The sequence below is a fragment of the Agrobacterium sp. P15N1-A genome, assembly GCF_044626815.1.
Taxonomy (GTDB): domain Bacteria; phylum Pseudomonadota; class Alphaproteobacteria; order Rhizobiales; family Rhizobiaceae; genus Agrobacterium; species Agrobacterium leguminum.
Map to the genome: position 1 here is coordinate 1378306 of NZ_JBIUPF010000001.1, position 17260 is coordinate 1395565.

The 17260-nt window shown below is 59.3% G+C and carries 21 protein-coding genes and 1 tRNA gene; 9 read left to right on the forward strand and 13 right to left on the reverse strand.

Going from position 1 to position 17260, the window contains the following annotated elements:
- Positions 1 to 6 precede the first annotated feature (6 nt).
- Positions 7 to 1101, reverse strand: coding sequence for a helix-turn-helix domain-containing protein (locus tag ACIK7D_RS06960; RefSeq protein ID WP_400155925.1), 1095 nt, complete (start codon positions 1099 to 1101; stop codon positions 7 to 9).
- Between the two features lie 145 nt (positions 1102 to 1246).
- Here ACIK7D_RS06960 and ACIK7D_RS06965 point away from each other — a divergent pair, with 145 nt between their 5' ends.
- The gene (locus ACIK7D_RS06965) at positions 1247 to 2320 is read left to right on the forward strand and encodes an alpha/beta hydrolase family protein (protein WP_400155926.1); all 1074 of its coding nucleotides are present in this window, start codon (positions 1247 to 1249) and stop codon (positions 2318 to 2320) included.
- Between the two features lie 18 nt (positions 2321 to 2338).
- Here ACIK7D_RS06965 and ACIK7D_RS06970 read toward each other — a convergent pair whose 3' ends face one another.
- From ACIK7D_RS06970 to ACIK7D_RS06980, 3 genes are all read right to left on the reverse strand, one after another.
- Entirely contained in the window at positions 2339 to 2857 is a 519-nt protein-coding gene (locus ACIK7D_RS06970) for a GNAT family N-acetyltransferase (protein ID WP_400155927.1), read from the reverse strand.
- Between the two features lie 20 nt (positions 2858 to 2877).
- Positions 2878 to 3459, reverse strand: coding sequence for a helix-turn-helix domain-containing protein (locus ACIK7D_RS06975; protein ID WP_400155928.1), 582 nt, complete (start codon positions 3457 to 3459; stop codon positions 2878 to 2880).
- Positions 3460 to 3554: 95 nt separating this feature from the next.
- Positions 3555 to 3956, reverse strand: coding sequence for a ketosteroid isomerase-related protein (locus tag ACIK7D_RS06980; protein WP_400155929.1), 402 nt, complete (start codon positions 3954 to 3956; stop codon positions 3555 to 3557).
- 73 nt (positions 3957 to 4029) lie between these two features.
- On the opposite strand from ACIK7D_RS06980, the gene ACIK7D_RS06985 reads away from it, so the two are divergent.
- The 3 genes from ACIK7D_RS06985 (at position 4030) to lepA (ending at position 7404) form a co-directional block, all read left to right on the forward strand.
- On the forward strand, positions 4030 to 4638 hold the full coding sequence (locus ACIK7D_RS06985; protein WP_170985787.1) for a GNAT family N-acetyltransferase: 609 nt from the start codon (positions 4030 to 4032) through the stop codon (positions 4636 to 4638).
- Positions 4635 to 5504, forward strand: coding sequence for a carbon-nitrogen hydrolase family protein (locus tag ACIK7D_RS06990; RefSeq protein WP_400155930.1), 870 nt, complete (start codon positions 4635 to 4637; stop codon positions 5502 to 5504). Before ACIK7D_RS06985 ends, ACIK7D_RS06990 begins: the two co-directional genes overlap by 4 nt.
- Positions 5505 to 5565: 61 nt before the next feature.
- On the forward strand, positions 5566 to 7404 hold the full coding sequence (gene lepA, locus ACIK7D_RS06995; protein WP_035240402.1) for a translation elongation factor 4: 1839 nt from the start codon (positions 5566 to 5568) through the stop codon (positions 7402 to 7404).
- 69 nt (positions 7405 to 7473) lie between these two features.
- Here the strand turns inward: lepA and ACIK7D_RS07000 are convergent, their stop codons facing one another.
- Positions 7474 to 7881, reverse strand: a complete 408-nt coding sequence (locus ACIK7D_RS07000; RefSeq protein WP_078051400.1) for a DUF2000 family protein — start codon at positions 7879 to 7881, stop codon at positions 7474 to 7476.
- A gap of 94 nt (positions 7882 to 7975) precedes the next feature.
- On the opposite strand from ACIK7D_RS07000, the gene ACIK7D_RS07005 reads away from it, so the two are divergent.
- Complete coding sequence (locus ACIK7D_RS07005) at positions 7976 to 8752, forward strand: AraC family transcriptional regulator (RefSeq protein ID WP_400155931.1); 777 nt, start codon at positions 7976 to 7978, stop codon at positions 8750 to 8752.
- On the opposite strand, the gene ACIK7D_RS07010 is transcribed toward ACIK7D_RS07005, so the two are convergent.
- Positions 8753 to 9640, reverse strand: coding sequence for an NAD(P)/FAD-dependent oxidoreductase (locus ACIK7D_RS07010; protein ID WP_400155932.1), 888 nt, complete (start codon positions 9638 to 9640; stop codon positions 8753 to 8755).
- Positions 9641 to 9794: 154 nt separating this feature from the next.
- Between ACIK7D_RS07010 and ACIK7D_RS07015 the strand changes: the two genes are divergently transcribed.
- Positions 9795 to 10253, forward strand: a complete 459-nt coding sequence (locus ACIK7D_RS07015) for an Rrf2 family transcriptional regulator (RefSeq protein WP_400155933.1) — start codon at positions 9795 to 9797, stop codon at positions 10251 to 10253.
- Positions 10254 to 10332: 79 nt separating this feature from the next.
- On the opposite strand, the gene ACIK7D_RS07020 is transcribed toward ACIK7D_RS07015, so the two are convergent.
- The gene (locus ACIK7D_RS07020; protein ID WP_003524488.1) at positions 10333 to 10650 is read right to left on the reverse strand and encodes a hypothetical protein; all 318 of its coding nucleotides are present in this window, start codon (positions 10648 to 10650) and stop codon (positions 10333 to 10335) included.
- A gap of 72 nt (positions 10651 to 10722) precedes the next feature.
- The gene (locus tag ACIK7D_RS07025) at positions 10723 to 12135 is read right to left on the reverse strand and encodes a PLP-dependent aminotransferase family protein (RefSeq protein ID WP_400155934.1); all 1413 of its coding nucleotides are present in this window, start codon (positions 12133 to 12135) and stop codon (positions 10723 to 10725) included.
- Between the two features lie 116 nt (positions 12136 to 12251).
- Between ACIK7D_RS07025 and ACIK7D_RS07030 the strand changes: the two genes are divergently transcribed.
- Entirely contained in the window at positions 12252 to 13127 is an 876-nt protein-coding gene (locus tag ACIK7D_RS07030; RefSeq protein WP_080852814.1) for a DMT family transporter, read from the forward strand.
- A gap of 12 nt (positions 13128 to 13139) precedes the next feature.
- Here ACIK7D_RS07030 and ACIK7D_RS07035 read toward each other — a convergent pair whose 3' ends face one another.
- The 4 genes from ACIK7D_RS07035 to ACIK7D_RS07050 all read right to left on the reverse strand — a co-directional run bounded on the left by ACIK7D_RS07035 (position 13140) and on the right by ACIK7D_RS07050 (position 15991).
- Complete coding sequence (locus ACIK7D_RS07035) at positions 13140 to 14252, reverse strand: GH25 family lysozyme (protein ID WP_035240397.1); 1113 nt, start codon at positions 14250 to 14252, stop codon at positions 13140 to 13142.
- Positions 14253 to 14430: 178 nt separating this feature from the next.
- Complete coding sequence (locus ACIK7D_RS07040; protein WP_080818849.1) at positions 14431 to 14619, reverse strand: YegP family protein; 189 nt, start codon at positions 14617 to 14619, stop codon at positions 14431 to 14433.
- Positions 14620 to 14677: 58 nt separating this feature from the next.
- Positions 14678 to 15403 carry a type 1 glutamine amidotransferase gene (locus ACIK7D_RS07045; RefSeq protein WP_400155935.1) on the reverse strand — a complete coding sequence of 242 codons (726 nt, stop codon included), beginning with the start codon at positions 15401 to 15403 and terminating at the stop codon, positions 14678 to 14680.
- Positions 15404 to 15541: 138 nt separating this feature from the next.
- Positions 15542 to 15991, reverse strand: coding sequence for a DoxX family protein (locus ACIK7D_RS07050; protein WP_003524478.1), 450 nt, complete (start codon positions 15989 to 15991; stop codon positions 15542 to 15544).
- 145 nt (positions 15992 to 16136) lie between these two features.
- Between ACIK7D_RS07050 and ACIK7D_RS07055 the strand changes: the two genes are divergently transcribed.
- Together ACIK7D_RS07055 and ACIK7D_RS07060 are read left to right on the forward strand one after the other, a co-directional pair.
- Positions 16137 to 16442, forward strand: a complete 306-nt coding sequence (locus tag ACIK7D_RS07055; RefSeq protein ID WP_003524477.1) for a SelT/SelW/SelH family protein — start codon at positions 16137 to 16139, stop codon at positions 16440 to 16442.
- Between the two features lie 119 nt (positions 16443 to 16561).
- Positions 16562 to 16648 (forward strand) — tRNA-Leu (locus tag ACIK7D_RS07060).
- A gap of 188 nt (positions 16649 to 16836) precedes the next feature.
- On the opposite strand, the gene ACIK7D_RS07065 is transcribed toward ACIK7D_RS07060, so the two are convergent.
- The gene (locus tag ACIK7D_RS07065; protein ID WP_162936746.1) at positions 16837 to 17247 is read right to left on the reverse strand and encodes a pilus assembly protein N-terminal domain-containing protein; all 411 of its coding nucleotides are present in this window, start codon (positions 17245 to 17247) and stop codon (positions 16837 to 16839) included.
- Between the last annotated feature and the right edge of the window lie 13 nt (positions 17248 to 17260).

The following is a 17260-nucleotide window of genomic DNA, read 5'->3' on the forward strand; positions in this document are numbered from 1 at the left end:
TCCCCATCATTTCCCGACGATCTTCAAACGGTCATCCGGCATCTGCCGGGTGGCCGTTTTGTTTGGCGAGACCAGCTTCCACACTTCACGCTCCCGCCAGTCCACCGGGCTCATGCCGGTGACGCGGCGAAATTCGCGGTTGAAGTTGGACTTGGTCTGAAAGCCGGAGGATAGCATGATCGCCGTCACCGATTGCTCCGTCTCCTCCAGCAGCCGGCAGGCTTCGCGGATGCGCAGCTGGTTGACATATTGCGAGACATTGACGCCGAGCGAGCGGTTGATCGCGCCCGATATCTGCCGGCTCGGCAAGCCGAGGCGTCTTGCTAGCCGCGACAGGTTGAGGTTCTCGTCGCGGTAAAGCGCCTGTGTCTCCATCAGTCGATCAACCCTTGCAACGATATCCCGGTCCTGTTCCGATGGTTCCGCCGACGCTGACAATTCCACGACAGGTTCTGTGCCTGTTTGCGGTGCCTTGCTCCTGCCGGCCAGCGCGGCCATGAGGCCAATCAACAGCAGGCCGAAAAGATTGGCGTTACTGACCAGCACTGCAACATTCTGCCCATGCGCCCATTCGAAATCGAAAAACACCAGAAGATCGAACAGGGCAGAAACGCACAGGGCAATGGCGGCGATTATCAGCGCCCGGTGCGCCGAGGCGACGCTGGCAAATTGCGCCTCGTCCAGCCCATCCGGGCCCTTTCTGCCAAGAAGAAGCAGGGCAATGGCGTGGCCGACAAAGATGACGATCAGCGCAAGATCGATCGCCATCGGCCAGGTGAGTTCCATGATGACGATGAGCAAAGGCGAGAAAGCGAGGTTGGCGAGCATCACCATCCTGCTCTCGGCCGCCACTCTCATCAGCCCACGAAAAGCAATGTAGACGAGCGGCGGCAGGCAGGCGGCCAGGATCGGCAGAACATAACGCGTTTCGTTGACGCCATACCCCCAGCGCAGGCCGACAAGGACGGATTGCACGGCACAAAGCGCGATCAGCGTCAGAAAGGCCCGATTGGTTCGCACATCGTCTCCGCCTCGAAAGAAAACGATGAACATGACAACCAGCAGAAGCGCCACAACGAAAGGCAGCGGAATGAACAACACGAATGAATATCCCCGGAATAACGGCCTATATTGCCAATTCATGGACCAGATCGCGTTTCGGGACGACCTTTAACACGATCGAGGACGCAAAAAATATGTCGTGGCGCAGATTGAACCCTGTTCTTTCCAATCGCACGAGGTTTTCATGCGCCCTGTCACCACCATCACAACCATCCTGTTTTCCGCTCTCGTCACCCAGCCGGCTTTTGCAGGCGAGGCTGTCGGCGTCAGCGAAACAACTATCCATTCGCCGGCACGCGGCAAGGACCTTGCCGTCACGGTCTGGTATCCCTCCGACGGAAAGGGCACGCAGACGCTTTCCGGCGATGACCGGATTTTTCAGGGCACGCCCGTGTTCAAGGATGGCGCGTTGAGGCCGGGTCGCCTGCCGCTTGTGCTTCTGTCCCACGGCTCGGGTTCACGAGTGTCCGGCATGGCATGGATCGCCGCGAAACTTGCGAGCGAAGGTTTCATTGTCGCCGGCGCCAACCATCCCGGCACCACCAGCGGCGATTCCACGCCCGCCGATACGCCGAAAATCTGGGAGCGAACGGACGATCTCTCCACGATTGTCACTGTTCTAACGGCAAACGGCAAATGGTCGAGTGCTATCGACGCACAAAGGATCGGCGTGCTGGGCTTTTCGCTCGGCGGCAGTGCGGCGATGGAGATTTCGGGTGCGCGCGCCGATCTCGATGCCTATGTGCGCTATTGCGAAGATTATGCCACGATGATGGATTGCCAATGGTTCGCCGGCGGCCGCGGTTATCTCGATGGCGAGCCGGTGAGCGTGCCGAAGCTCGATCTCAGAACCCTCGACAAGGCCCGTTTCGAGCAGCAGAACCGCGATCCCCGCATTCGGTCCGCCGTGTTGGTCGATCCCGGTCTGGCGCTGGCCTTCAAACCGGAGAGCCTGAAAGAGATCGATATTCCGCTAACCTTCGTCAATCTCGGCAGCAAGGGCAAAATTCCGCCGGCCGTGCTTGCGGATAAACTCGCGGACGAAGTGCCCGGCGCAAGCTATCGGCAGGTGGACGAGGCCAATCATTTCAGCTTCCTGCCGCTTTGCAAACCGGATGCTGACGCGTTTCTCAAATCCGTCGGCGAACGCGACCCCATCTGCGAACCGGCCGGGCTGCGGGACCGTGCGGATATTCACAAACAATTGGAAACGATGATCGTTGCCGCCTTCAATCGTACGCTGAAGCCGGGTCAATAAGGCGGCAGTCTGAAAGGACTAGCCGATTCGCTTGTAAAACAGGGTCGTGCCGCAAAAGCGTCCATCCGGAAACTGGGCGTAATCGGGGATGACGCCAACCCGCTCCCAGCCGAGACGAGGATAAATCGCCTCGGCATCGCTGCCCGTGGCCGTATCCAGCACCAAAAGGGTACGGCCGCGTTTTGCCGCCTCCTCTTCCACTTTTTGCATGAGCATGCGGGCAAGCCCGAGGCCTCGCGCGGACGGATGCACGAGGAGCTTCATGAGGTCGCCGCGATGCGGCTGGTTGGGTTTGGAGGCAAGGCCGACCTGGACGGTGCCCACTACTTTCCCATCCACTTCCGCCACCACGTGAATGGTGCTGCCCTCGCCCGCCGCTTCTGCAACGGCCTGCCAGAAAGGCTGCGCATCCTGCGGTGAAAAGGGTAACATGAAGCCGACGGATGCGCCGCCGTTCACGCAGGCAGCCAGAACCTCACAGAGCTCGGGCAAGACATCGATAGTCTCTTGCCCGTTCAACACGCGGATGGTGGTCATGATAACTCCTGTCGGGAAAATCAGCGCTGTCTTCGATCCAGCACGACAGCGTAGCGGGCAGGTTTTTCGGAAGGATTGTGGAAAACATGTCCCTCGCCGACCGGCATGAAAAGGCAATCGCCGGGCTCGAGCCGGTGAACGTCTCCACCGCTCGTCATTTCCAGCACACCTTCGAAAAGCCAGACATATTGCGTCATTCCCCGGCTTGCCGCATGCGGCGGAAAACCGACCCGCGGGCCAGCGGGAAACTCGACTTCGACGATATCGACATCGGATCCCACACGCGGCGGGGAAATGGCGCGGCGCACATAACCGGTCTCCGGATCTTTCCAGAGCTGCTGGTCGCGTTTTCTCACCAACGGGGAAACAGCCTCTTCGTTTTCGGCGAAGAAACCGGAGAGCGACAGGCCAAGAGCTGCGCAGATACGGGCCAGCAGCGAGGCCGTGGGGCTCGCCTCCCCGCGCTCGATGCGGGAGATCATGGCGCGGCTGACGCCGGATTCGGACGCGAGGCGGTCCAGCGTCAAGCCGCTTTCAGCCCGTAATGCTTTGATCCGCTCGCCAATAGAGCGTTCGAGGATATGATCTTCGTTTTCCATCATATGAGAATTGCACTCTCATATGATGGAGTCAATATCCACGATAATGGAAATTATCATCTTCTTTGCCGCTGGTCGCTTTGCGGCTAAAGGGCGTCTCAGGCGCCGACCTGCGCAATCCAGTCGTGCAGATTATAGTAGTTCGTTACTCGGCTAACTTTTCCGTCCTTCAGGTCGAAAAAGGCACCGGCCGGCAGTACGTATTTCTGGCCATTCGCCTCGGGCAATCCCTCATCGGTGTTGAGATATTCGCCATTGACGATGAATTCCGCGGAAGCACGCTTGCCGTCGTCGCTCGCCATGATCACCATATCGGTGAGGTTTTCCTTATAGCAGCGGTTCATGTGGTCCATGAAAGAGGCGAAGGCGGCCTTGCCGGTCTGGCGCTCGCCCTGATTGATGTCGTGCACCACCTCATCGTGAAGAAGCGCCAGAAAGGCATCCATGTCCTGACGGTTGAAGGCTTCGTAATAGGCGCGGATGGTCTCGGCAGCGGTCATCGTCTTCTCCGTTCAATGCTTGCGCGGGTTTTCCATGACGGTATAACCAGTGCAACCGAAAGTGAAAATGCCCATGACCGTCGAAATCAAGTCTCTTTCCGGCATTGACGCCACGCCCTATTTCGATGACCTCGCGCGCCTGCGGATCGAGGTGTTTCGCGCCTTTCCCTATCTCTATGACGGCTCGCTGGACTATGAGCGCAAATATCTCGCGACCTATGCCGATACGGACGGCGCCGTCTTCGTGCTGGCGTTGGACGACAGCAAAGTGATCGGCATGTCCACGGGCATGCCGATGGCGGCAGAGACCGACGAGGTCAAGACGCCCTTCGTCAAAGCGGGTTACGATCCGGACCGCATATTTTACTTCGGTGAAAGCGTGCTGCTGCCCGGCTATCGCGGCCACGGCATCGGCGTGCGCTTCTTCGAGGAGCGGGAAGCGCATGCAAAGCGGCACGGTTTCGACAGGTGCACTTTCTGTGCTGTGGAGCGACCCGCAGATCATCCACGACGCCCGGCGGACTACGTGCCGCTGAACGCGTTCTGGGAAAAGCGCGGATACCGACATCACCCTGAACTGCACACCAGCTTCACCTGGCAGGACCTCGACGAGAGCACCGAGAGCCCGAAACCCCTGTCTTTCTGGATGAAGACCATTCTTGCCGGAGACGGAGACAAATGACGCGCCTGGCCGCCAGCCAATATGCCATCGAGTTGATCGAAACATGGGAGGCTTATGCCGCGCATCTCTCCGCCATCGTTCGCGAGGCGAAGGAAAAAGGCGCTGAATTGCTACTGCTTCCTGAATATTCGGCCATGGCGCTAACCGGGCAATTGCCGCCCGACATGCGCTCCGATCTGCACCGTTCCATCGAAGAAATACAGCCGCTGATCCCCTCCTGGGTGGAGCTTTGCGAGGAGCTGGCGCGGCAACATCAAATCCTCTTCCAGCCGGGCAGTGCGCCGGTGAAGGATCCGGACGGCAAGTTCCGCAACCGCGCATGGCTGTTCGGCCCGGATGGGTTGATCGGTTATCAGGACAAGCAGATCATGACCCGCTTCGAGCGGGAGCAATGGAACATTCATGCCGGCGTCGAGGGCCTGAAAGCCTTCGAGACGCCGATAGGCAGGCTGGGCATCCTGATCTGTTACGACAACGAGTTCCCGATGCTGGGCCGCAGGCTGGCGGAGCTCGGCGTCGAACTCGTGCTCGCGCCGAGTTGCACCGATACGCTGGCGGGTGCTTACCGGGTACGCATCGGCGCGCAGGCCAGGGCATTGGAAAACCAATACGCCATCCTCTCCTCCCCCACCGCGGGCGAGGCTCCCTGGTCTCCCGCCGTCGATGAAAATCGCGGCCGCGCCGCCCTTTACGTGCCTTCGGACTACGGCATGCCGGCATCCGGCATCATCGCGGAAAGCGAGCGTGATGCGGTCACGCAAAGCTCGCTGCTCATCGCCGATATCGATCTTGCCGCCGTCGCAAGGCTCCGCACCGAAGGACAGGTTGCCACCCGCCGCGACTGGCCGGAGCAATTTGCGGTCTGAAAAGCCCATTTTAAAGGGCTTTTAACCAAATTCCCGCTTTGCGGTGTGACAAGCCCCTGCTATAGCGCGGGACATGAGCACAAATTCGACCCGCACGCCCCTGGACCATATCCGCAACTTCTCGATCGTTGCCCACATCGATCACGGCAAATCGACGCTGGCCGACCGGTTGATCCAGTCGACAGGCGGCCTTGCCGAACGCGACATGTCGGAACAGGTTCTCGATTCGATGGATATCGAGCGCGAGCGCGGCATCACCATCAAGGCCCAGACCGTGCGCCTGCACTACAAGGCGAATAACGGCGAGACCTATGTGCTGAACCTCATCGACACGCCCGGCCACGTCGACTTTGCCTACGAAGTGTCCCGCTCGCTTTCGGCCTGCGAAGGTTCGCTGCTGGTGGTCGATGCATCGCAGGGCGTGGAAGCCCAGACGCTCGCCAACGTCTATCAGGCCATCGACAACAATCACGAGTTGGTGACGGTGCTCAACAAGATCGACCTGCCGGCGGCCGAACCCGACCGTATCAAGGAACAGATCGAGGAAGTGATCGGCATCGACGCCTCCGACGCCGTGATGATTTCCGCCAAGACCGGTCTTGGCATTCCCGATGTGCTGGAAGCCATCGTCCATCGTCTGCCGCCGCCGAAGAGCGAAGTCGGCGAAAACGGACCGCTGAAGGCGCTGCTGGTCGATAGCTGGTATGACACCTATCTCGGCGTCATGGTTCTGGTGCGCGTCATCGATGGCGTGCTGAGCAAGGGCCAGCAGATTCGCATGATGGGCTCGGGCGCGAAATACGGCATCGAGCGCGTCGGCGTGCTGACCCCGAAGATGGTCAATGTCGACAGCCTCGGCCCCGGCGAGATCGGCTTCATCACCGCCTCGATCAAGGAAGTCGCCGATACCCGTGTTGGCGATACCATCACCGACGACAAGCGCCCGACGGCGCAGGCCCTGCCCGGCTTCAAGCCCGCGCAGCCCGTGGTGTTCTGCGGCCTGTTCCCGGTCGATGCGGCCGACTTCGAAGATTTGCGCGCGGCGGTGGGCAAGCTTCGCCTCAACGACGCTTCCTTCTCCTTCGAAATGGAATCCTCCGCTGCTCTCGGCTTCGGTTTCCGCTGCGGCTTCCTCGGCCTGCTGCATCTCGAAATCATTCAGGAACGCCTTGAGCGCGAGTTCAATCTCGATCTCGTCGCGACAGCGCCTTCCGTTGTTTATGAAATGACGCTGACGGATGGCACGGAGAAGGAACTGCACAACCCGGCCGACATGCCCGACGTTGTGAAGATCAAGGAAATCCGCGAGCCGTGGATCAAGGCGACGATCATGACGCCGGACGAATATCTCGGCGGCATTCTGAAACTTTGTCAGGACCGGCGCGGCCTGCAGACGGAGCTGACCTATGTCGGCAACCGTGCGATGATCACCTATGAGTTGCCGCTCAACGAAGTGGTGTTCGATTTCTACGACCGCCTGAAATCCATCTCCAAGGGTTACGCCTCGTTCGATTACAACATCATCGATTACCGCGAAGGCGATCTCGTCAAGATGTCGATCCTCGTCAATGGCGATCCGGTGGATGCTCTCTCCATGCTGGTGCACCGCTCGGCGGCCGACCGGCGCGGACGCGGCATGTGCGAAAAGCTGAAGGAACTCATTCCGCCGCACATGTTCCAGATCCCGATTCAGGCGGCCATCGGCGGCAAGGTCATCGCCCGTGAAACCGTGCGCGCCCTGCGCAAGGACGTGACGGCGAAGTGCTACGGCGGCGACGCGACGCGCAAACGCAAGCTTCTGGACAAGCAGAAGGAAGGCAAGAAGCGTATGCGCCAGTTCGGCAAGGTGGAAATTCCGCAGGAAGCCTTCATCGCTGCGCTGAAGATGAACGACGAATAAGCGGCAAGATCATATTGCCATCGCTATCGAAGGGAGGCCCCTAGCCTCCCTTTTGCGTTTAAGGTTCTGTCACGCGTGCAGCTTTGCGCCCTTGGTGATCTTGTCGACGATCTTCCTGTCGGCCCTCAGCGCCATGCCGACCACCTTGGCATTCTCCGGTGAAAACTCCGAAAATACCTGGCGATTGGCGACATCGTGCCCGGTGGCGAACATTTCCTCGATATAAAGCGATGTCGTGACGTCGCGCTCGAGGGATCGCTGGTGGATTTTGCGCAACGCCTCCTGATCCGTGGCCATGACGACAATCGGCTGGATGGACAGGGGATTATAGACGTTGCCCGCCCCGTCGCGGTATGGTTCTCCAATGATCTCCTTGGTCTGGGCGACGATCCCGGACATGAGAAATGCGGTAACGTTCAGTTTTTGCCACACGGCAAGGTCATCACGAAGGATGACGGCGATCTTGGTATCAAACATGCGAACTCAATCTGGCTGTGGTTACGAAAGAGAAGCGATCCTAGCGCCTCGGGGCGCCGGCGATCTTGAACGTTCGTGCAAATTCGAAGGGATCGTGCAGGCGCCCTCCAGTGAAGGCATAGAACGCATCGAAGCGCGCTTTCATGGCAACGCTTATGCGCCGCACCGCCATGATACTTATGCGCTGGGTGTCACGCTTTCCGGCGTCCAGACCTTTTCCTATCGGGGGAAATCGCATTTCAGCACGCCCGGGAAAGTAATCGTGCTGCATCCGGACGAAGTTCACGATGGCGGCGCAGGCACCGATGAAGGCCTGCGCTACCGTGTGCTTTATCTTGCGCCCGAAAAAACGACTGAGGCGGGATATAATGCGCTGCCCTTCGCCCAGAATCCCGTCATAGAAGATGAGGAATTCCGGCAATGCCTCATCGAGGCGCTTGGCAATCTGGAAGGCGAGCCGGACAATCTGCTTCTCACCGACTGGCAGTCGAGACTGGCGGATTTGCTCTGGAAACATTCAAACGGAAGCGCCAGAACCATCAAACGGATCGACCGTATCGCCGTTTTACGGTGCCGGGACTATCTGCTGGAGAATAGCGCCGACACGGTCGGCTCTGAAGAGCTGGAACGGATAAGCGGGCTCGACCGCTTCACGCTCTTTCGGCACTTTCGCTTCCTGTTCGGCACCAGCCCGCACCGTTATCTCATTATGCGCCGACTGCAAAAATGCAAGGACATGATGCGTGCGGGTGCGGGCCTTGCGGAAACGGCATTTGCCTGCGGTTTTGCGGATCAGGCGCATTTTACCCGACATTTCAAAAATGCCTTCGGCATGCCGCCGGGACGCTGGCTCAACCTTGTTTCGCATTGATCATTCCGGAAACAGGATCGACCGGTGAGCCGCAGCACCCGCCATGGCGCCGTCTCCCACCGAAAGGGCGACCGAGCCGGCAGGCCTTGCCACATCACCGCATGCGAAGATGCCGCGGGCGGTGGTCTGTTTCATGGGATCTGTCACGATGGTCGATCCCATCGGCCCCTCCTCCACGGCGCAGCCAAGTTTTTCCAGCCAGTTCGAGGCGATACGCAATTTCGGCTGGGTGAAAAGGCCAGCCAATGCGATGCTGCGTTCATCCGCCAGAACGACATCCGCATGCCCCGTAATTTCCCGGATGCGGGTTGTTTCCACGCGCACGCCCCGGTCCGACAACAATGCTTGCTGATCCCCATCCGGTTCGAATACGCCATTGGTGAAAAAGGTCGTGTCGCCCCAGTCGGGCAGCATCAATGCGTGGTGAATGGCCAAAGGTGAAGCGGCGATGACGCCGATCTTTTCCTGATTGAGCTCGTAACCATGGCAATAGGGGCAATGGAAGACCGAAGAGCCCCAACGCTCTTTCAGCCCGGCAATAACAGGCAATTCATCGGCGACCCCCATGGCGAGGATCAGCCGGTCCGCTGTCTCACGGCGTTTGCCATCGATCTCGATTACAAAATCGCCGAAGGCGCCTTCGGCATCGGTCACCCTGCCCTCAGCCCAATCTATGGTCGGATAACGTTCGATCTGGCGGCGCGCCTCGGCGATAATTTCACCCGGCGCCTTGCCATCCTGGCCGAGAAAACCGTGGGAATGGCTGGCGAAACGGTTTCTCCGTTCACCGGCGTCCACCACCAGAATGTTTTTTCTGGCGCGTCCAAGCTGCAGGGCGGCCGAGAGGCCGGCGTAGCTGCCGCCGATAATGATGACGTCGAATTTCATGATGCACCCATCGTTTCAGGAAAGAGGCGGAAGTGCCCGTTCATTTCACGATACTTATATTGTTACATGATTTTCGGAGTCAATAGTCACGCAACTTATATTGTTACATCACCTCGAAAGTGATAGCGTCGGTGTAAACGGACGGGTTTGGACAATGAGACACGACACGCGCCTTTCACGGGTGCTGCATATTTTGATCCATATGGAAAATCATAAGGCTGCGGCGACATCCGAGAGCATCGCGGCGATGCTTCAGACCAATCCGGTGGTGGTGCGCAGGACAATGGCAGGCTTGCGCGAGCATGGGTATGTCTCGTCGGAAAAAGGCCATGGCGGTGGGTGGGTGCTGGCGCGGCCGCTCAGCGAGATCACGCTGCTCGATATTTACCGGGCGCTCGGCGCGCCGGAACTGTTCTCGATCGGGCTGGCGGGCGACAACCCGAACTGCGTCATCGAACAGGCCGTCAATGCAGCCCTTTTCGACGCCATGAAAGAGGCGGAAAACATTCTGCTGTCCCGCTTCGGAAGCATTGCCCTTTCGCAGCTGGCACAGGAGTCCATCAGCCGCTGGTCCAGGGTTTCCAACCACCCTTCCGCGATGGAGCAGCTTTAAGGGGCGGACAACTGTCCTCCTCTTGCAAAGAAAAACCGCCTGCACGGAGGCAGGCGGTTTTATCATATCAGTAAGCCGGTTACGGCTGGGTCTGCGTGCCGCCCGTATTCGGGCTTGCCGGTGCGGTATTGTTCGCAGGCGGTGTTGCCGGAGCGGTCGGAGCCATGGGCGCCGGTGCCTGATCCGTTGCCGCAGGCGGCGTGGTGGAGGATGTCGTGGCCGGATCGGTGGTCGGGCCGCTCATCTGCGACCAGGCGAAAACGCCCACCAATACGACGACGATGATCGCCAACCACGGCACCCAGGACGACGACGTGCGGGCACGCGGTTCATTACTGATATTCACTTCCGGACGAAGATCGCGGTCCGGACGCGGGTTGTTGGGATCGAATGTCATGGTGTTTCCTCCTCTTCATTCTGCGGAGAAAACGACGTTCACGGGATTTTGTTCCGATTCCTTTCAGAACGCTTACAATCGACGAGGTTCGGGCGTTTGCTGAAGCGCCTCCGCCAGCACCGCCATAACCTGCGGACCTGCCATTTGCGACACATTGAAACGCATGAAACCGGAGGCGTTCTGCGAGGAACTGAACACATTGCCGGGGGCCAGCACCACCTGCCGCGAAAGCGCCCGGCGCGCTACATCGGCGGCATCAACCCCGTCCGGCAGGCGGCACCATAAAAACATGCCCGCCTGCGGTTCGATCCACGGCGCACATCCGACCGACCTCAGACGCGTCGCCACCTCCGGCATCGTTGCCGCAAGACGTTGCCTCAGCGCCTCGACATGCTTGCGGTAACTGCCATCGGTCAAAAGCGAGAGGATCAGCGCCGCCGAAAAATGCGTTCCGCCAAAAGTGGTGGCGATCTTGAGATCGGTCAGGGCCTCCACCCAAGCCATGGGTGCTGCGATGAAACCGCACCGCACGGAGGCCGACAGTGTTTTTGAAAAACTGCCTATCTGGACGACGCGGTTCAGACCATCGAAGGCCGCCAGCCGGGGCGCGGCCTGGGTTTCGAAATCGGCAAAAATATCATCCTCGATGATGGTCAGTCCCACCTGCTCGGCGAGTATCAGCAGGCGATGGGCGGAAACGGCGGAAAGCCTTGCACCTGTCGGATTATGGATTGCGGAATTGGTGATATAAAGCCGGGGCTGATGATCTTTCAGCGCCTGCTCGAAAAGTGCCAGATCCGGTCCGGTCGGCGTATAGGGAACACCGACGATCCTCACCCGATGCGCCCGCAGGAGGGCGTGGAAATTGAAATAACAGGGATCATCGACAATAACCGTATCGCCCGGCTGCAGCAGGAAACGGCACAGAAGATCGATCGCCTGCGTGCCGGAATCGGTGAGCATGATCTGGCTGGCGCCCGCCTGCACCCCGTGTTCGGCCAGCCGGCGCGACAGAAGCTGGCGCAGCAGCAGCAGCCCCATCGGACTGCCATAATCCGTCAGCAGAGCGGCGTCGGCGCGGGCAAGGCCGCGCATCGCCCGCCTTAACGCCTCCTGCGGCATCCACGATGCGGGAAGCCAGCCGCAGCCGGGTTTGGCGAGAACGGAACCTTCATCCAGCGCCTGCCGCGAGACCCATAAAGGATCCACCGCCCTATCGAGTTGCGGCTCGATATCGGCGAGCGACAGGGGCGCAAGCGGGCCCGAAACGAAAAACCCGGAGCCGGGCCGCGAGCTTATAGTGCCATCCGCCACGAGCCGGTCATAGGCTTCGACGACGGTGGAGGTGGAAACCTGCATGGTCTTCGCTAGCGCCCTGACCGACGGCAGGCGCGCGCCTGGCACGAGGCTGCGCGAGGCGATGCGTTGCCGCACACTTGCCATCACCTTTTCTATGCGCGTGCCCGCAGCGACCTGTCCGTCCACATTTTCCTCCAACTGTACCGCTTATGACACCATAACAGTTTGTTGAAATTGTATATGATTGTCGCTGTTCCTGCCAGCCATTCGGGATCAAGAAAGGCAAAACGCAGGAGTTGACAATGGACAAGACGACGAGCGGTTGGCTGAGCGGCCTGACAGGTGTGGTGATATTCAGCGGTTCGCTGCCCGCGACACGCATTGCGGTAACGGGTTTCGATCCGGTGTTCCTGACCGTCGCCCGTGCCAGCATTGCCGGCCTGCTGGCGCTGGCGCTGCTGTTTCTGTTCAGGCAAAGGCGCCCGGCGCGCGATGACCTGACATCGCTTTTCATTGTCTCGCTCGGTGTCGTGGTGGGTTTCCCGCTATTGACCGCGCTCGCCCTGCGGCATGTCACCTCGGCGCATTCCATCGTTTTCGTGGGGCTCTTGCCGCTTGCAACAGCAATCTTCGCCGTGCTGCGCGGCGGAGAACGCCCACGCCCGGTGTTCTGGTTCTTTTCCTGTCTGGGCAGTGCGCTTGTGGCAGGGTTTTCCCTGTCGAATTCGTTTGCCGCCGGGATCGAGGCCTCGCTTGCCGGCGATCTTCTGATGCTCGGCGCAATCATCGTCTGCGGGCTCGGCTATGCGGAGGGTGCTGCCCTTTCCCGCAAGCTGGGCGGCTGGCAGGTCATTTCCTGGGCGCTGGTTCTTTCCCTGCCGGTCATGCTGCCGCTTGCTTTCTTCACCGGGCCGGAAACGCTTGCCGGCATCGATCCGCAGGCCTGGGCCGGCCTTGCTTATGTTTCCCTGTTCAGCATGCTGATCGGCTTCATATTCTGGTATCGCGGACTGGCGCTCGGCGGCATCGCCGCCGTGGGCCAGCTGCAACTGCTTCAGCCCTTCTTCGGGCTGGCACTTGCCGCGACCCTGCTGCATGAGGAGGTGAGCCCGGCCATGATCGCCGTTACGCTTATCGTGGTGCTTTGTGTCGCAGGCGCGCGAAAATTCGCGCGCTGACGGCTGCCATCGTCAGCTCGAACGGCGGTCCACCCAGCGATGCCATGCATCCTCACTGCCGTTGAAGACATTGAGATCGATGCGGCCATCGACGCCGTGTGACAGGCCGGAACCGGAATATTGCCAGAACAGCCACTTGCGGCCGGGATAAACCACCGACGGATGCTGGGCGACCGCACGCAGCCAGAAGGGATAATCCTGGAATTCGCCCTGGAGGTTGTCCTTGTAAAAATCGGGCGCCGTATAAATGATCGGCCGCTGGCCATAATGGCGTTCGAGCTTGTCCATGAAGACGCGCATCTTTTCCAGAACGCGTTCACGGGAATGGCGCATCTTGCAGCTCGATTCGCCGTTATATTCCACGTCGATCACCGGCGGCAGCGCGTCAGGATCGCGCGGTACATTGCGAATGAACCAGTCCGCCTGTTCGCTGGCGTTGCGGCACCAGTAGAAGAAGTGGTAAGCGCCGCGGCGAATGCCCGCTTCCTTGGCGCGCTGCCAGTTGGTGCGGAACATCGGATCGAGATGATCGCCGCCATCCGTCGCCTTGATGAAGGCGAAATTGGCGCCGCGCGTGCGCAGCTGCGGCCAGTTTATATTGGCCTGCCAGCGGGATACATCGACGCCATGGACCTGGAAATGACGGGGCTGGACCCTGCCGAAATTGATCGGCTTGGCATCGCTGAAGCTGGAGCGGAAAATGCGCGAGCGGATCTGCGCACCGGCGCTCGCCGCCGGGGCCGCAGCCATCGCCAATTGTACCGGACGCTCCATCTGGTTGATCGTCGGGCGCTCCGCCGGCCGCACCATTCCCGCCGCCTGTGACGGAACCGGCAAACGGATTTCAGGTGCATTCTGCGTTAGCGACGCCCTAGGGGTGACGGCGGAAAAGGCCTTGGGTTCATCGGGCACCGGCCCGCCCCATGCCAGAACTTCCTGCCGTGGCTGGGCCGCGATGGCCTGGGTGCCGACGCCTGCCTGCGGCACCGGTGCGGATGGCGTGACCGAACTCGTCGTTTCCTTCGAGGGCAAGCCGGCCATCAGGCTTTCCGGCCCGGAACTGGACGTGCAGCCTCCAAGCAGGAAGCAACCGAAGAAAAGTGCTGGCACAGCCGATGAACGCATGAGAACCCGTACGCAAAACAAATCGGGGGCACTCTGATGCCGCCCGGAGACCTCGAAATACAAATGCTAACGGAAGATTATCAAAAAAGACTGAATCTTATCTTTACGTCGGCACCTGCCGATGCGCCCGTCATTTCTGGCAGGCGAAACGGTTCGAGTTCACACGCAGCGGCGCGGCTCAGGCCGTCATGGCGGTCAGATCGACAGTATCGGCGCCGGGGGCATTTCTCTTGATCGATTCGATCGCATGGATGGCCGACGCCTTCTGCTGGTATCCTTCCGACGAGAACATTGTTTCCCCGTTTGATGCCTTGAAGCGGAAACGGTATTCGCCAGCCTTGTCCTGATAGATTTCGAATTTGTACATGATCTTTGCGCCTCCTTTCGCGCGGTCGTCTTTCAGCCGCAACTCTGTTCGGCCTCGATCACTTTCGCAACGGAAAATCGCCGATCTGGATGAGCCGTACCCAGGCTCGAGCGATTTCCAGCCCGGCTGCATCGGCCATTTCTGCGCGCAAGTCACGATGGTCACGATAATTCTCCAGCCAGCCCGGCGACATTCTTTCGACGGAAGCAGGAAACGCCTGACACCAGCCATCAACCACGGCGGTCGAGGCCTCGAAATGGAATTGCGTGCCATAGACCGCCCGGCCGATGCGAAAGGCCTGATTTCGTGTCGCGCCATTGGTCGCAAGCCGCGTGGCGTCCGGCGGAAGCGTAAATGTATCGCAATGCCACTGAAAAATCGGGAAGGTCTTTTTCAACCCGGCCAATAACGGATCGGACATGCCCTCTTCCGTCAGGGATATATCCTGCCAGCCGAATTCCGGCGGCCCCGAGAGAATATTCTCTCCGCCATAGGCACGCGCCAGCAACTGGCTGCCGAGGCACACACCCATGACCGCTTTACCAGCATCGCCAAAGGCTTTCATGAGAAGGGCGAGATCGGCAAGATAGGGATGAAGCACATCGTCAAGCGCGTTCTGTTCGCCGCCCAGAACGATGAGCGCATCATGGTCGGCGGCATCGGTGGGGAGAGGCTCACCCGCATAGGCGCGGATGACATGGATTTCCGCCGCCGCTTCTTCCAGCGCTACGCCGAGCTGCCCGTGCGGCGTACCCGCCATGTTTTCTATGATTGCGACGCGCATAAGACCTCGTGGAGACGATAATGGATTCAACCGGCCAAGAGTGCCGATCGAATCCAGCTTCACCACGAGAAAAATCGATTTTCAAGAGCCGCGGCATCGTCAGTGCGACAACGGGCGGATGACCTGACCGGATGCGCCTTAGAATTCACGCGCCAGCTTGGCGTCTGCGGAATGCCGGTTGCCGCCGCGAACGGCGAAGAACAGGAAAATCGCGGCCCACAGAATCGATTTTTCCGCGCCGCCCAGACCTTCCGCCTTTACGATGCCGTGAAAATAAACCGTTACCAAAAGAACGATCATGGCCGCGAAGGATGCCGGCCGTGTAAACAGGCCGATGGCGACCAGAATGCCGCCGAAAAATTCCGTGGCGGCAAGCAGCGGCGACCAGAAAACGCCGGGATAAAAGCCGAGGCTCTCCACCATGCCGACTGCGCCGAAAGGATTGACGATCTTGCCGAAACCATGGGTGACGAGGAGAAGCCCGGCCGTGACGCGCAGGATCGTCTCCACCAGATCGTGTGTCGCATTATAAAGCGGTGCGACCGCCGGAACGAAAAGACGCTGACGATTATTCTCGAACTGGGCCATAGGATCTCCACGTTTCAGCCTTCGACAGCTTCTCTGTTCGCAAAGCCGCATGATAAGAACAAGCGTACGCCCGGTAAAAACATGAGTATTATAGTTGACATTATCGTGAACATTATTGCCGCCGGGCGGTGAAGGAGACCTGAGGATGACCGAGACCAAACCCCGCATAACCATCCGCTACTGCACGCAATGCAACTGGCTGCTTCGGGCAGGCTGGATGGCGCAGGAAATCCTGCAGACCTTCGCTTCCGATGTCGGCGAAGTCAGCCTCGTTCCCTCCACCGGCGGTCTGTTCGAGATCACCGTGGACGGCACGACCATATGGGAACGCAAACGCGATGGCGGTTTTCCTGGCCCGAAAGAACTCAAACAGAGAATCCGTGACATCATCGACCCGGAGCGCGACCTCGGTCATGTGGACAGAACGAAGCATGAAGGGCTCGACACCTGACCCGGCGACATGTTTCAACAGCCCCAACCAAGTTTTTTCCCTTTAAAATCAATGATCGTCATAAAAGTTCAAAAAGTCTGTTGACACCGGGCGGCTGCCCTCGTACATCGCTCTCCGTCGCCCAGATGGCGGAATTGGTAGACGCGCCAGCTTCAGGTGCTGGTACTCGCAAGGGTGTGGAGGTTCGAGTCCTCTTCTGGGCACCATTCCATTTTTGATCTTAGCCAGATCAAGAACTTAGCCGAAAAAACAGCAACATATAGCCGACCGGTAAACGCCGGGAAGCGTGTTGCTTTTTCGCCTTTTCCACTTACAGAAAAGCTGCGAACAGGCCCGCTTCCGTTTTTTGCCGGAAGGCCTGTTGTCCTGTCTGGAATACAATTGACCTTGCCTGTTATGGCTGAGCGTCTTTGTCGCCACTATTTTGCGAATGCTGTTCGCAATTCGGCGTACAGGACAGAACGGTCCGCTCCGTCTGGCGGAAAACACGCACCGTATTGCCCTCGTCGATGGAAACGAGAATGCGTTCATCCACGATTGGATTGCCATCGGCATCCAGAAGCACGAGATTGGTCGTGCCGAAACTGCGACCGGTCAAAACAATCGTGGTGGCATCGGCAACCGTGGCATCGGCGACTTTGGAGTTGCCGACGATAACCTTGCTGACGGCGCGGTCGAGACGAAGGACACGGGCGTGATTCATCGAAACACGCAATATGTCATCCTCAGCAAAAACGGGCTGCAGCGAACCCGATAGAAAGACGGACAAGCCGACCACAATTTTCGCCAGTTTTCCGGATGACACGCGTTTGGCCCTT